Genomic DNA, 13,280 nt, shown 5'->3' with positions numbered 1-13,280 from the left:
TTCGTTTCTTCAGCCCGACGCTTGAGCGTCGGGCGTGCGGGCGTGACGCCCGTCGCCTGCGGCTTCCGTCGGGCGCAAGGCGCATGGCGGATGATCGGGTGCATGGTAATCAACGCAAAGACGCGAAGGCGCGAAGGAGGGGCGGTTGGATTGATGCCCATGATCAATCCGCTCTAGCCGGTGCCGGCGGGTGGCGCGGCGGACGGCGGGGGCGGGCTACGCTTGCGGGTCGCATACCCGCTCTCACCCGCACCGGCGGGCGTCGCGCCCCTCCCCCGTCCCTTCCGCTGCCGGGCGACACGGCTCCCCGGCATACCGACCCGCCACCAGCGTGAGGGCGCTTCAGCGCCCTTCGTTCCCTTAGCCCGACGTTTGAGCGTCGGGCGTGCGGGCTTATAGAGCGATCAACCCGATGTTGCACAATACTTGTCCGTGGTGACCGTCTTGCGGCGGACGTTGGCTGAGCCTGTCGCAGCCAGCGTCCGCCGCTCCACTCTTTCACACGCGCTTTTTTGTTTCTCGACCGGCATAAACCGCACTATAATAGGGGGAAGAATCCTCTTGCCTGCCACGCACAACGCGACTGCCGCGCAGAATTGCGCTGTGCGCCGTTGTGGTATCGTACAGTATGCTCTCCAGAGAATCGGCGTTGTGGTATCAACCTTCCGCCTGGGAGCGCAGCGAAGGTTCGCCTGCGCCCTTTGGTCCTACCTGGGTTTCGGCGGGTGAAGGGTACAATTTCGCCCTCTTCTCGCGGCACGCGACCAGTGTGACGCTGCTGATCTACAGCGCCGACGATTTCGTGACGCCGATCTACCGTCATCACCTCGATCCGCGCCGCAATAAGACTCATCATGTCTGGCATTGCTGGGTTCCCGCTGCCGCTATTCCTGGCGGTCGCTACTACGCCTATCGAGTGGACGGTCCCCGCGCGCCGGAGGAGGGGCATCGCTTCGATCCAACGAAGATTGTTCTCGACCCCTACGCACCAGAAGTTTTTTTTCCGCCGAACTACAGCCGGGAAGCGGCGGCGCGCCCGGGACCGAACGATGGCCGCGCACCGCTTGGCGTTCTGCCGCGCCGCGATCCATCGTATGATTGGGAAAACGATGTGCGCCCGTATCACACGCACGATTTGATCGTCTATGAATTGCATGTGCGCGGCTTTACCGCGCGCGCCAATTCGGGCGTTGCACCAGAGGAGCGGGGGACATTCCTTGGTCTGATTCGCAAAATTCCGTATTTGCTGGAGCTAGGGGTAACAGCAATCGAACTCCTGCCGGTGCATCAATTCGATCCCCAGGAAGGCAGTTACTGGGGCTATATGACGCTCAACTTCTTTGCACCCCATCACGGCTATGCGGTCCACGATCCGCACCGCGAATTCCGCGACATGGTCAAAGCCATGCACGCCGCCGGCATCGAGGTCTGGCTCGATGTGGTGTACAACCATACCAGCGAGGGGGACGAGCGCGGTCCGACGTACTGCTACCGCGCTATTGATAATCGAAGTTACTATCTGCTTACGTCCGACCGACGCCAGTATATCAACGCGAGCGGCTGCGGCAATACGTTGCGCTGCGCCGATCCGGCCGTTCGCACCCTGATCATCGACAGCCTCACGACCTGGATTCAGTCGATGCACGTCGATGGGTTTCGTTTCGACCTGGCATCGATCCTGGCGCGCAACGAGGATGGAACGATCAATCACGAGGATCCGGCGCTTATCCACGAGATCAGCATGCTCGCTCAACGTCACGGGGTGCGGTTGATCGCCGAAGCATGGGATATCAGCGCCTATCTGCTGGGACGCGCTTTCCCCGGTATGACCTGGCGCCAGTGGAATGGGAAGTTTCGCGATGATGTGCGCGCATTTGTTAAGGGGGATCCCGGTAAGGTTGGTGATCTGATGTGTCGCTTGTATGGCAGCGACGATCTGTTCCCGGATACGCTGGCCGACTCATATCGCCCGACGCAGAGCGTCAATTTTGTGACCTCGCACGACGGGTTCTGTCTCTATGACCTGGTTTCCTATAATCGGAAGCATAACCTGGCAAACGGTCATCACAACACCGATGGCGCCGATCAGAACTTTAGCTGGAACTGTGGCTGGGAAGGGGACGAGCACGTGCCGCCGGAGGTGCTGGCGCTGCGTCGTCGGCAGGCGCGGAATTTCTTTACGCTGCTCATGCTGGCGAACGGTACGCCGATGTTCGCTGCTGGCGACGAGTTCCTGAATACGCAGCGCGGTAACAACAACCCATATAATCAGGACAATGAAATTACCTGGCTCGATTGGGATCTGCTAGAGCGCAATTACGACATGTTTCGTTTTGTCAAGACGCTGATTGCGTTCCGCAAAGCCCATCCTTCCATCCACCGCAGCCGCTTCTGGCGCGATGATGTCCACTGGTACGGCGTCAACGGTCCGCCCGACACGTCGTACACTTCACACGCCGTCGCCTACTGCCTGCGTGGCGTGTCGGTCGGCGACTGCGACCTGTATGTGATGATCAATGGCTACTGGCGGGAGCTGGTTTTTGTAATCCAGGAGCAGGCGCCGGGAGGGTGGTGGCGTGTCATCGACACGGCGCGCCCCGCTCCCGACGATATTCGTGAACCAGGGCAGGAAGTGCAGGTGTGCCAGCCCTACTATGTGGTCAGCGCCCGATCGGTCGTTGTGCTGCGATCACGAACGACGCAGGAAATGTTGCTGACCCTCAGCGAACCTCGAATGTGACCGTCTTATCGAGTTTGTCGTTCAGGTAAATATCGACTTTGTACTGTCCGTTGGGCCAGAAGCCGTCATTGGTCAACTTGAAGTGCAACAATCCGCTCCCCATCGTGCCCGATGTCTCATTGATCACCTGATTTGCCGACGCTCCCTCGACATTGACCGCTATCCAGACCGCTTTGAGATTGGTGGTGTCCGGCGCGTTGCGCAGGTCCACGATTGCATAGAACGTGTCAGACGGTCCGTAGGAGGTCACCCGCGTGCTCCCGCTCTCGTCGGTCGCCATCCATGCATCGGCAATGTTGGCGGTGCTGACATTGAACCCACAGGCGAGAATGAACAGGGTGAGTGCGAAGGCGGCGGCAAGGACGAATGGCTTCGAGATTCTGGTCGTCATTGTGATGGCTCCTTCTTTATTGGTCGAATGAACAACGACGCGCCGTGTGCCAATGATGCGCATCTTCGGAATCATGAACGATAGCATGAGCAAAAATGACACACGTACTCACCATGCATTCGCCATGATCTGTCGCAGGGTCCATTCTTGCAGCACGGCGCGGCATTGCAGACACTCCAGTTCGTTGATCAGGTCTGCAACGTGCTGAAACGTGGTGGGGACCGAACGATAGATCTGCGGCGTCTGAACGTCGGTTGCATCATTGACCGTTGCGATGACGCCGAAGAGTGTCTGGTTCGAGAAGGAACTGTTGATGATCCATCCCTGTTCATTAAGCAATTCGAGTGTTGTTATCGCCGCCGGCGGGATGCCGAGTTCACGCTGCACGATTGGCGCCGCGGCGTCGAGTGGCGTTGCGCCAGGCAGAACGCGCCCGCCCGGCAGGTCGAGAGTCATGCGCCCTGCGCCGGGGCGAAACTGCGGATGCGGCAGCAGAATATGGGCGCGCCAGATCGGGATGATGATAACCGACGGCACACGCTCAACGCGCCAGTAGTCCAGTTCCCTGCCGTGATCATCAATCCAGCGTTCGGCGATCATCCGTACCCACGGCGATGTGATTGCGACAATCTCTGCGGTGCGCTGCCAGGGGCGCGGCGTTGATGGTTCAGTCATAGAAATCCTCGCTTGCAGACGCTCGTCCATCCGTTGCGATCTGCGGGATCGCTTCCTCGACGACGGACACCATGCGCGGGGGAAGCAGATTGATGGACGGTAAGTGGTAGGCGATGCTCAAGCGGTGTGTGCGACCGCCTGCGTAACGCTGGATAACTTCGAGGTGGGGCAACGGTTGGCGTTTTACGGCAATCTTGTCAAGGGGATGAATGCTTGTGTCCAGATATACGCGATCGTAAAAGAGTTCGTTTCTTCCCAATGCGACGCACGCTGGCGGGGTTGGATGTCGCATATTCTCGATGGTAGATCGGTTGGTCAGAAAAGTCGGAAGTATCAGAATGCCGCCCACTGCGGCGCCTGTGAGTGTTCCAAGAAGGACGCTTATTATCGCCTCGTCCAGACTCTTGCTGTCGGTCATTCCCACCAGCACGCCGACAAGCAGTCCGGTTCCGCTGAACAGGATAGGCAGACAGCCGTAGGGTGGCGAGTCGCTACGCATGCGTTCATAGAAATACTGACGCACTTGTTGCCATTCCTCTGGTGTGTACACCCACGCCACGAGCGGACGACCGCTTTGCAGAAACTCTTTCCCCCGACGCCTGTTGCTCCAGCCCAACAACCAGAAGTAAAGGAAGGTTACAAGAAAGGTTGCCCCAATCAGCCCAGAAGCGTAAAGATAAGAGGATACGCCACTCACGGCAGCAGCAATCGCCCCGCCGAGAAAGAACAAGGCAGCCAGCGCCCCTAAAGCCGGCAGAGGTTCAGTCGCAGGCTTCCTGTACGAGCGTGCATACGCAAGGACTTCTGGTGGCGCCAGAGAAGATGGCGCAGTCGGCGCAGGCGTTGGAGCATAGACCTGAGCAGGACTGTCCTGTGGCAGCGGTTTGCCGCATGATTGGCAAAAGCGCGCTTCCGGCGACTGAAGTGCATCGCAGTACGGGCAAGTGCGAACATACGAGGGCATGCGTCATCTCCGGGTTCGTTCGATTACCGGCGAGCGCCGGCGGTACGGCATGCTGAGCCACAATAGCCCTGTCATAATGACCGACGATGTCAGGCACCATAGACACGTGGCGCCGATCACGAACGGTTCGAGGAAGGTCAGGTAGATCGAGAACAAGGCGCCGATCAACGTCAGCACTGGCAACAGCAGGGCAGCGCGCTCAGCGGGAGCGCCACGCAGACCATGCGCCGCAATCCATGCAATCAGGATCGCGCCATACCCTGCCATACCCGCCATGCCCACCGGAATGACGCCGAAAATGCGGGCAAACTCACTCTGCTGCACCACGTTGCAGTTGCCCACAGGCCCACACACTGCCTCGGCGCCGGTTGTTTCGATAAACGTCAGGTATGCCGCCACCCCCATTCCGGCAAGCGCCAGCAGCGGAATTGATCGGTCTCGCCAGGATGCCAGCGCCTGTGCCGGACGCGACCAGGCAATGGCAGACCAGGCGATGGTAAGCGCCATCCCCGCCAGCACAACCACGGCGAGCAGATTGGCGGGCATGTCGCGCAGGAAGGGAGGCGTCTCAGCAGACGCAGGTGAGGGAGACGGCGCCGCCGGCGGCGCCGTCGGTTCTGCGGGCAACAGATCGGTGAGTCCCGGCAGCGGGGGCCAGTCGCTGCCGCCGCGCTCCAGGAGCGTTTCGACCAGACCCGGCAGGCGTTGCGGGATTTCGACCGAACCGACCAGCACCGTATCGCCGACGATCATGGTTGGAACGCCGCGCCGCGCTTCGGGGATCGCATATGTGGAAATCGCCTCGCGGTAGAGCGCCGCCCCCTGCGGTTGATCGACGTTGATCATCACAATCTGCAACCGATCACCGAATCGTTGCTGCACGGGGGGGAGGTGCTCGGTCAAGACCACGTGGCAGTGTCCGCAACGAGGGGAGTAGAAGAGAACGGCTCGCACAGTGGAGACGGCGAACACAGAAGACAGGTTCAGTGCCAACGTACAGGCGATTGCGAAGATGAACACAAAATGACGCATGGCTACCTCCTTTCGCCTGAAGATATTGTACGTCGGTTGCAGGGGAATGGGGTAGAGAAGCGAGAACTGAGAAACGAGAAGCGAGAACCGAGAACCGAGAACTGATACTAACTTGCGGTCAGTCAGACGAGATGAGAGGGCGTGAAGCCCGCACGCCCGACGCTCAAGCGTCGGGCTGAAGAAACGAAGGGCGCTGAAGCGCCCTCACACCGGTGGCGGGTCGGTATGCCAGGAAGCCGTGTCACCTGGCAGCGGAAGGGGCGGGCGACGGGCGCGAAGCCCGCCGGCGCGGGTGAGAGCGGGTATGCGACCCGCAAGCGTAGCCCGCCCCCGCCGTCCGCCGCGCCACTCGCCGGCATTGGCTAGAGCGGATTGATCATGGGCATCAACCCAACCGCCCCTCCTTCGCGCCTTTGCGTCTTTGCGTTGATCACCATGCACCCGATCATCCGGCATGCGTCGTGTCGCCCGACGGCGGAAGGGGCGGGCTACAGGAAGCAAAGCCCGCTTGCGCGGGCTGGACGCATTCCTGCTCTAGTACCCGCCGCGTCTACCTCGGCGCAGCCCCGCAGGGGCTTGGGTGTCCTCAGCAAGGGCTTCAGCCCGTAGCGTCCCCCGACGGCGCGGGCTGGAGCGGGTATGCGCTGCGCTGGCGGGGAGTGGGCTTCAGCTCGCTACTTCTGTCCCCCGCGCCGTCTGCCTACGCGGTCTGGCGCGGACGATGCCAGATGATCGTCTCAAAAACCGTCACGGTTGGGCGGGAGCGTGTTGGATCAGGCCTTTTTTCATCAGGAAGCCGCTCTCATAGAGCGATCAATCAGATGTGGCCCAATCATTGCCCGTGGTGACTGTCTAGCGGCTGACGTCGGCTGAGCTGGTCGAAGCGAATGTCAGCCGCTCCACATCCTTGATTGTGCGGGTTTTGGTTGATTGCTCTATCAGACGTGTGGGTCATGTGTTGTGGAAAAAAGATGAGGGAAAAATGTGCATCAGGACGCCGTGCATTTTCCGGCCAGATATGCAAACGTTTCTGGAGGATGCACAACGTGTCGTATAGATCTAAGCGACCGGAAGATCACGCATTGTCACGCAGTGGGTCTTCAGCCCCGCACTTAAAGCGAAGGTTGCCCACACGCATGCTTGATCCGCATGGTGAGGCGTATCCTGCTGCGAAGATTGCATTTATCGCTGCATATGTGCGCCGACCCGCCAGCCTCCTAATCCACACGCGGGAAACTGTCTCTGCTGAGGTTGTCGGTAGCGGCGGTTCCTCCTGCGACCGGATGGAGGGTTATTCGCCACGTCGTGTACGTGATCGTATCACCGCTCACCCTGGTCTCGAATCGGAGCGTGTCTCTGAATTTGCGAAAACTGGCATTGACTGTGAATTCTCTGCCATTCCATTCAGATCCCGTGCTGAAGTAGATAGTGTACACGCCATCGGTAACACCGCTCAGAGTCAGCGAGTCGCGTGATCGGATATAAGCGGAGGCTTGAGGAACGCCATTTATTGTCAGAATGATGATGCCATCGCGTTCAGTCCCATTCTCGACGGTCAGTTCCCCCATGCCATCGCGTCGTGCTCCAGGTTGAAGCACGCCAGTCGTGGGGCGAAATGTACCCGGAGGGATGGCGCTACACGGCTTCCCGAGCGTTACTTGTTGCGCATCAGCCAGAACCCAACCGGTCAGAGATTGTGCGCGATCACGCACTTTAAGCCAGGTGCAGTTGTTGAATTGACCGATGACATCGAGTGTTGCAGACTGACCAATCTGACCCGTCTCAGCATACTCTGTCCCCGGACCTTCACGAACAGTGAGCGCGTTGCCGGTTACCACTGCATCCGGCGCCGGCGGTGATACCGGTTGGGCCGATGGCTGATCGAACGTCGCTCCCCAGCAACCCGAGCAGAACTTGATACGGTGGGGGATTTTCAGGATGCCGCTCAAAGCGTGCACGCTCGAACCATTGAACCTGGTATGTTTTGCCGTCACTGAGGGTTTCCTCAACCACGTCGCTCAATGGCAATCCAAACAGAGCCAGGCTTTCGGCAGGCGTTTTTCCAGGTCTTCCATCGAGCTCAAGTCCGTTCGTGCGCCAATATGATAAAAAAGCGCCACAGACGTTGTGCCCTGTTTCGGGGAAGAAACGACAACCTGGTTGCGGCGCACTTCTGGGAAAGGCAAACCAGTCGCGTCCCTGTGAATTCAGACGGTCTACTCCCAGACGACCAAGTAAAACATCATAAGGACGCTGATTCTCGGGATGGAGTTCAAGACGGTTTCGCTCAAACCATTGGACCTGAAATGGTCTGCCTTCGATCAGTTCCTCCTGGAGGGGACTGATGGGGAAGCCAAACACCGGTAGACCGCCATTTTGCTCCCAAAACTCACGGATACGACCAGAGATGCAGAAACCTGTTTCTGGGAAGCAACGCTCATCTGTTCGCGCCTCAACGCGGGGAACGAGCGCCAGCATTACGGTAAGACCTGCCAGCAGCACTATCAGAAAAGTGCGTGGTCGCTCAGAATCAGGGAGAACAGGCTTCATTGCCGATACCTCCTTGAGCGGGTAGGGTAAGGTTCAGCCCCCCTGCCAGGTCAAGGAACGCAGGCTGTAATGCCGACCTGTGGAGAGATCAGGGCTGGAATATGGACACCACGCTATTATGCTATCACTTTCAACGTATCGGGTCAAGAGGCTGAAGACTACAATTCCCCCGCTTTTTCAAGCAGCGGCACGACCTCGCCGGGATTCTTGATGATCGCCTCGGGATGGATGTCGGGCGGCAGGGGAAACTCCGGGCTGCGCACCCAGATGGCGCGCATGCCTGCTTGCTGTGCGCCGCGGATGTCTTCCTTCGGGCTGTCGCCGACGAAGATGGCATCTGCCGGGTTCACGCCAAGGCGCTCGAGGACATGCAGAAAAATGTGCGGGTTCGGTTTCCAGATGCCGAAATCACCTGAAAAGACGGCATACTCGATAAACTGCCATAACCCCAGTGTTGCCAGGTCTTCGCGATGCAGGTCGCCGGGCCAGACGGTGTTGGAAATCAGACCAACCCGAACGTCGCGCGCCCGCAGTTCCGCCAGCGCCGCCGCTGCGCCCGGCATGGCGCTGACGCCGTCGCGCAACGGACGGGCATAGTGATGGACAGCTTCGATCAGCGCGCCATCAGAGAGCGCCAGCTCGTGGTCGGCAGCGGCAGCGGCGATCCAGTCGATGGCCCGCAGGTTGATGCGCCCGCCGGTCGCCTGTTCCCATCCCTGCTCCAGCCGCTCGAACATGTGCGCAACGAAGGACTCTTCCTCGGCGGCAATCGGATGCCCCTGCGCCACCAGATAGCGGTACAAACCTCGAATACCGCTCTCCTCGAACGCGCGCCAGGTTCCGTTGCCGGGGCGCGGATATGCGAGCAGCGTTCCGCCCATATCAAACACAACCGCCCTGATCATGGCTTTCTCCCCGCAGCCTCAACAATCTGGCGCAACCAGTCCTGCCAGATACGTCGATTTTCGATCACAATCTGCCGCACCCGCTCCAGATCGCCGTCCTGCGCCGCCTGGTGCGACAGCGCCAGCGACTCCTGGAATGCGCGCGCCATATCGGCGACGGCGCGACGCATTTCAGCATTCAGCGCGCGCTGGCGTTCGAGTTCGGATTGCAGGTAGGCGATCAGACGCCGTGCCTCCTCGATCGTCAGGTTATCTTCCAATTCCATTGTCCATTCTCTGCTGCACTGCTTGAATATGTCGCCGCAAAGATGCAAATGAGCGACGTCGCTATCGCGCTTCTTTGCGTCTTCGTGCTTTTGCTCCAGCCTGCATATGTGAGAAATCCCTATGCTATGCGCCGTTGCCAGAGCGCGTACAACAGCGGAATGCGCACGCAATCATATGCTGGCAGGTAGCGGACTGTGCGCCCGCCGAAGCCTTTTTTGAACCGATAGACGCCATAGAGCGGATCGTGCTCCGCTTCTGCTTCGAGGCGCGCGCGCGCGGCGGAATCGGCAACCGCGGCGGCCTGTCCGAGCACGTCGGGAATGCCCCAAAAATCGTAGCGGGCAGCGCCGCGCGCGCGCGCCCACTGGATCGCGCGCCACTGAATGGCATGCTGTGCGCCGCACCGCAATCCTTCGCTTGTCGAGCCGCTGTACAGGTAGATCGCCGTTGCGCCCCACGCCGCCGTCATCGCGGTTGCAACGGTCGCGCCGTTGCGTTCCGCCAGCCACAGCCGCACGGCGTCGCCAAACAGTTCCAGGACGTTGGCATAGTATGCGCGTGTGTGAATGGCGAATCTGGCGCGCGCGCCGGTTTCCTGCATAATGGCGTAGAAGACGTCGAGATCGGCGGGCGCGTCGCCTTCCCGCACTGTCACCCCTTCCCGCGCGGCGCGTTTGATGTCGGCGCGATGCCCTTTGCTCATGCCCGCAAGCAGACGTTCGGGTTCCGGCGTCAGATCGAGATGAATGGTGCTGCGCGGCTGAATGGGCGCCATCGGCTGCATGGCGCGCCCGGTCAGCATGGCATCGAGGGCTGCGACGCAAGGAGCATCTTCCGCCAGATTCGGTTCGATACGCACGAACACTGCGCGGCGACGGCGTCCCAGGCGCAGCAGATCATCGAGCAATAGCGTATCGATGTGCGTGTCGCCGCTGAAGAGCGGACCGCGCGGCACGTACAGCACACTCAGACCAAACCGCCGTTTCTCAAGCGCCAGCGCGCCGGCGCGCACGACGCCCCCGGCGCTGATCGCCCGCAGGTGCGGCGTCCAGCCGAAGCGTCCTTTCAGATCGCCCCAACCCGACGATTGCAGCAGATGACCGTCGGGGTGCGCCAGAACGAACGCATCCCACGATGCTCGATCCGGCGTGACGGCCGTTGGCTCGGAGGCGAAGGCTGCGCGTTCTGGATGCTGCTCGATCACATAATCCGCCATATGCGTTCAGCATACCCGTTGCGGCTTCGCGCCAGCGTTGCGTGGTATGCAGTAATGGCCGCTTCCATCGCCGTTGTCCCGCCAAACAGGGCCGCCATCTGACTGCGGTAAGCCGCGATTGCCGCAATTTTCGTCTGTAGCGCCGCTGCATCGAACGACACGAGTTCAGCGACCAGCGGCGTTCCGATCTCCGCCAGGCGTCGCTCAATGGCGCCGGAGGTCAGAGCATAGTTAATGTCGTCATAGAACGCGATGCGGTCTGGCGGGCAGGCAAGCGCCGCTTCGAAGACCGCCAGGTGATCGACGTGATTGCCGACGCCGAGCGGGGCGTAGATCGTCGCGCGCGGCGCGCGTTCGATCAGCAGGGTCAACAGATCACGCGCCTGTAGCGACAAGGGATCATCAGGCTCGGGCGAGCGATAGAGCGAAGCGCGACTGCAATACGCCTCCGGCATGCGATAGATGGCATCGAGCCAGCCGATACGGACAGAATCGACGTCCAGGATCGCCATTGCAGCCGCGTCTTCAGCCAATCGCACCTGCAGCACCTCGTCCGGCGCGAGTCCCCACTCGGCGTGGAACTCAACCGCGACCGCATTGAAGACCGTCTCGGGCGGCGGCGCAGTGCAGAGCGTGATCACCAGCGTCCGTTCGGGAGCGACGGCAATCGCCCCGCCACACGACAGCGCGGCATCATCGAGGTGCGGCGAGAGGTACACGCGATCATAGCGCGCCAGGTCGAGATCGGTCACGTGATCAGCCATCTACAGCATGTCTCGAAACGATCGACGCGAAGACGCAAAGGCGCAACGTTTCACCATCGTGTCTTCCACCTTTGTGTCTTCGCGTCCTTGCGTTCGCTATCTGATACTAATGTGCGGTCATTGTGACAACATTGACTTCACGGCACAAAGCGGTAACCACGAAGGTCACCAGGGGACGCACAGGACATGCGCTTCATGGTTCTTCCCCTTCGTGCGCTTCGGGTCCTTGGTAACCACGAAGGTCACCAAGGGACACGAAGGACATGCGCTTCATGTTTATTCACCTTTTTATTCCTCTTCGTGCGCTTCGTGCCCTTGGTGGTTACTTCACCGCAAAAAGCAACCACGAAGGTCACCAGGGGACACACAGGACATGCGCTTCATTATCTATCGGCAGACGGGCGGAATACATTCCGCGTTACGCAGTCACCAAGGGACACGAAGGACATGCGCTTCATGGTTCTTCCCCTTCGTGCGTTTCGTGTCCTTGGCGGTTAAGCCTTTTTGCATTGGACTCCAAGAATGGTTTTTGAGAAAAGAATCCGGTATCGCCCGGTGAAGCCCGCGCAGGCGAGCCTGGCAACCGTAGCCTGCGGCTTCAGCCGCCGGGCGGACGAGCGGATGCTGACGCCGGGGCGCAATCTGCATCCACGACACGCCTGCCGCTGCGCGTTGATCGTTGCGCCTTGCCCGACGAACGCGCGAACATCTTGTCTGACTGACCGCAAGTTAGTATGAGCAACCCGCCAGTACGCTACCGCGTAAGCCCGCCTATGGCAGGCGCCGTATTGGAAAAGCCTCGAGTCCGACGGAAACCCGGCGCGAACGTCCGCCGACGTATCTAATTATTGCGCCAGTCGCCGCCGGAGAACCCCTCTTCGAGAGTCAATTCGTCGAGCGCTTCGGCGGCTGCCTGACTGCGCGCCTCGTCATTGCTGCCGCTGATGCGTTGCAGGGTGCGACGCGCCGTTTCGCCGCCGATCTGACCAAGCGCCCAGATCGCGGCCAGTGCCACCTCGGTATCAGCGTCGCTGCACAGGCGAACGATGCGCGCTACCAGTGAGCGCGCCAGGTCCGCCATTTCGCCGGCGGCGCGCGCGGCTTCATAACGGAGCGCCGGAGAAGGGCTTTCGAGTTCGCGGCTGACAATCGGGAGCCAGCGGGGCAGCATCGAACGCCCCATCGCCGTTAGAGCGCTTTCGCGCATTAACTGGTCCGAACTGGCATACGCCAGTTCGATCTGTTGTTGCACCTCATCGCTCGCGGCAAAATACCCTGCGCTCTCGATAGCGCGGCGGCGCACCTCGGTCGGCTGCGACGGGTCACGGATCAGCGCCAGCAACGCATCGTGCACCTGCTGACCGTATGCAGCGTCGATCTCTTCAATTTCCGCCATATAGGCAAAGCGCCCAAGCGCCAGCGCCGACGCGGCGCGCACCTGATCGGCGGGATCGTTGAGCAACGTCAGCATGCGCCGCAGAATCGGCAAACCATCGCACTCCCACAGCCCCTCGATTGCGCTGGTGCGAACGGCTGCGTCGGCATCATCGAGCAACCACTGGAACATCACCGTGAAATCGAGGTCGATATTATCCTCGGCGAGTTCGACCATCGCGTGGGCGATTTCGATGCGCCGTTCGACAGGAATGCGCTCCCATTCGGGCCACACCATCGCGCGATCACGCGGATCAAGCCCGGAAAGGGAGCGCAGGTCACGCATCGACAGATGCTCGCGCGCCGCCAGGGTGCGCAGGAGAGCCGCAAGATCCATGGTCG

The 13,280-nt window shown here is 60.4% G+C and carries 13 protein-coding genes; 2 read left to right on the top strand and 11 right to left on the bottom strand.

The window, feature by feature from the left end; genetic code table 11:
• Positions 1-628: 628 nt before the first annotated feature.
• Complete coding sequence (locus AC3EA7_RS17500) at positions 629-2,740, top strand: glycogen debranching protein (protein ID WP_488615359.1); 2,112 nt, start codon at positions 629-631, stop codon at positions 2,738-2,740.
• On the opposite strand, the gene AC3EA7_RS17495 is transcribed toward AC3EA7_RS17500, so the two are convergent.
• The 4 genes from AC3EA7_RS17495 to AC3EA7_RS17480 form a co-directional block, all read right to left on the bottom strand.
• The gene (locus AC3EA7_RS17495; protein ID WP_488615358.1) at positions 2,721-3,131 is read right to left on the bottom strand and encodes a hypothetical protein; all 411 of its coding nucleotides are present in this window, start codon (positions 3,129-3,131) and stop codon (positions 2,721-2,723) included. The two genes, AC3EA7_RS17500 and AC3EA7_RS17495, sit on opposite strands and share 20 nt — an antisense overlap.
• Before the next feature lie 108 nt (positions 3,132-3,239).
• Positions 3,240-3,806, bottom strand: coding sequence for an NUDIX domain-containing protein (locus AC3EA7_RS17490; protein WP_488615357.1), 567 nt, complete (start codon positions 3,804-3,806; stop codon positions 3,240-3,242).
• Entirely contained in the window at positions 3,799-4,770 is a 972-nt protein-coding gene (locus tag AC3EA7_RS17485; RefSeq protein ID WP_488615356.1) for a zinc ribbon domain-containing protein, read from the bottom strand. The genes AC3EA7_RS17490 and AC3EA7_RS17485 overlap by 8 nt, the downstream gene beginning before the upstream one ends.
• 3 nt (positions 4,771-4,773) lie before the next feature.
• Positions 4,774-5,652: a vitamin K epoxide reductase family protein gene (locus tag AC3EA7_RS17480; protein ID WP_488615355.1), complete on the bottom strand. Its 879-nt coding sequence runs from the start codon at positions 5,650-5,652 to the stop codon at positions 4,774-4,776.
• Between the two features lie 291 nt (positions 5,653-5,943).
• Here AC3EA7_RS17480 and AC3EA7_RS17475 point away from each other — a divergent pair, with 291 nt between their 5' ends.
• The gene (locus AC3EA7_RS17475) at positions 5,944-6,168 is read left to right on the top strand and encodes a hypothetical protein (protein WP_488615354.1); all 225 of its coding nucleotides are present in this window, start codon (positions 5,944-5,946) and stop codon (positions 6,166-6,168) included.
• 851 nt (positions 6,169-7,019) lie between these two features.
• On the opposite strand, the gene AC3EA7_RS17470 is transcribed toward AC3EA7_RS17475, so the two are convergent.
• The 7 genes from AC3EA7_RS17470 to AC3EA7_RS17440 all read right to left on the bottom strand — a co-directional run bounded on the left by AC3EA7_RS17470 (position 7,020) and on the right by AC3EA7_RS17440 (position 13,275).
• On the bottom strand, positions 7,020-7,640 hold the full coding sequence (locus tag AC3EA7_RS17470; protein ID WP_488615353.1) for an SH3 domain-containing protein: 621 nt from the start codon (positions 7,638-7,640) through the stop codon (positions 7,020-7,022).
• The gene (locus tag AC3EA7_RS17465; protein WP_488615352.1) at positions 7,609-8,352 is read right to left on the bottom strand and encodes a hypothetical protein; all 744 of its coding nucleotides are present in this window, start codon (positions 8,350-8,352) and stop codon (positions 7,609-7,611) included. The genes AC3EA7_RS17470 and AC3EA7_RS17465 overlap by 32 nt, the downstream gene beginning before the upstream one ends.
• Before the next feature lie 158 nt (positions 8,353-8,510).
• Positions 8,511-9,257, bottom strand: a complete 747-nt coding sequence (locus tag AC3EA7_RS17460; protein ID WP_488615351.1) for an HAD family hydrolase — start codon at positions 9,255-9,257, stop codon at positions 8,511-8,513.
• On the bottom strand, positions 9,254-9,523 hold the full coding sequence (locus AC3EA7_RS17455; protein WP_488615350.1) for a DUF2203 domain-containing protein: 270 nt from the start codon (positions 9,521-9,523) through the stop codon (positions 9,254-9,256). Before AC3EA7_RS17455 ends, AC3EA7_RS17460 begins: the two co-directional genes overlap by 4 nt.
• Before the next feature lie 119 nt (positions 9,524-9,642).
• Positions 9,643-10,740, bottom strand: a complete 1,098-nt coding sequence (locus AC3EA7_RS17450) for a lipid II:glycine glycyltransferase FemX (RefSeq protein WP_488615349.1) — start codon at positions 10,738-10,740, stop codon at positions 9,643-9,645.
• On the bottom strand, positions 10,725-11,504 hold the full coding sequence (locus tag AC3EA7_RS17445) for a PIG-L deacetylase family protein (protein WP_488615348.1): 780 nt from the start codon (positions 11,502-11,504) through the stop codon (positions 10,725-10,727). The genes AC3EA7_RS17450 and AC3EA7_RS17445 overlap by 16 nt, the downstream gene beginning before the upstream one ends.
• Before the next feature lie 841 nt (positions 11,505-12,345).
• Positions 12,346-13,275, bottom strand: a complete 930-nt coding sequence (locus AC3EA7_RS17440; protein WP_488615347.1) for a HEAT repeat domain-containing protein — start codon at positions 13,273-13,275, stop codon at positions 12,346-12,348.
• Between the last annotated feature and the right edge of the window lie 5 nt (positions 13,276-13,280).

This window comes from Roseiflexus sp. (assembly GCF_057785375.1).
Note: the sequence above shows the minus strand (reverse complement) of the source record. Positions and strands in the feature narration are given on the sequence as shown.

Bases quoted from the DNA above. Each gene is read 5' to 3' on its own strand.
- AC3EA7_RS17455 (WP_488615350.1), bottom strand. From the start codon at position 9,523: ATGGAATTGGAAGATAACCTGACGATCGAGGAGGCACGGCGTCTGATC.
- AC3EA7_RS17495 (WP_488615358.1), bottom strand. From the start codon at position 3,131: ATGACGACCAGAATCTCGAAGCCATTCGTCCTTGCCGCCGCCTTCGCA.
- AC3EA7_RS17440 (WP_488615347.1), bottom strand. From the start codon at position 13,275: ATGGATCTTGCGGCTCTCCTGCGCACCCTGGCGGCGCGCGAGCATCTG.
- AC3EA7_RS17460 (WP_488615351.1), bottom strand. From the start codon at position 9,257: ATGATCAGGGCGGTTGTGTTTGATATGGGCGGAACGCTGCTCGCATAT.
- AC3EA7_RS17485 (WP_488615356.1), bottom strand. From the start codon at position 4,770: ATGCCCTCGTATGTTCGCACTTGCCCGTACTGCGATGCACTTCAGTCG.
- AC3EA7_RS17500 (WP_488615359.1), top strand. From the start codon at position 629: ATGCTCTCCAGAGAATCGGCGTTGTGGTATCAACCTTCCGCCTGGGAG.
- AC3EA7_RS17445 (WP_488615348.1), bottom strand. From the start codon at position 11,504: ATGGCTGATCACGTGACCGATCTCGACCTGGCGCGCTATGATCGCGTG.
- AC3EA7_RS17490 (WP_488615357.1), bottom strand. From the start codon at position 3,806: ATGACTGAACCATCAACGCCGCGCCCCTGGCAGCGCACCGCAGAGATT.
- AC3EA7_RS17450 (WP_488615349.1), bottom strand. From the start codon at position 10,740: ATGGCGGATTATGTGATCGAGCAGCATCCAGAACGCGCAGCCTTCGCC.
- AC3EA7_RS17465 (WP_488615352.1), bottom strand. From the start codon at position 8,352: ATGAAGCCTGTTCTCCCTGATTCTGAGCGACCACGCACTTTTCTGATA.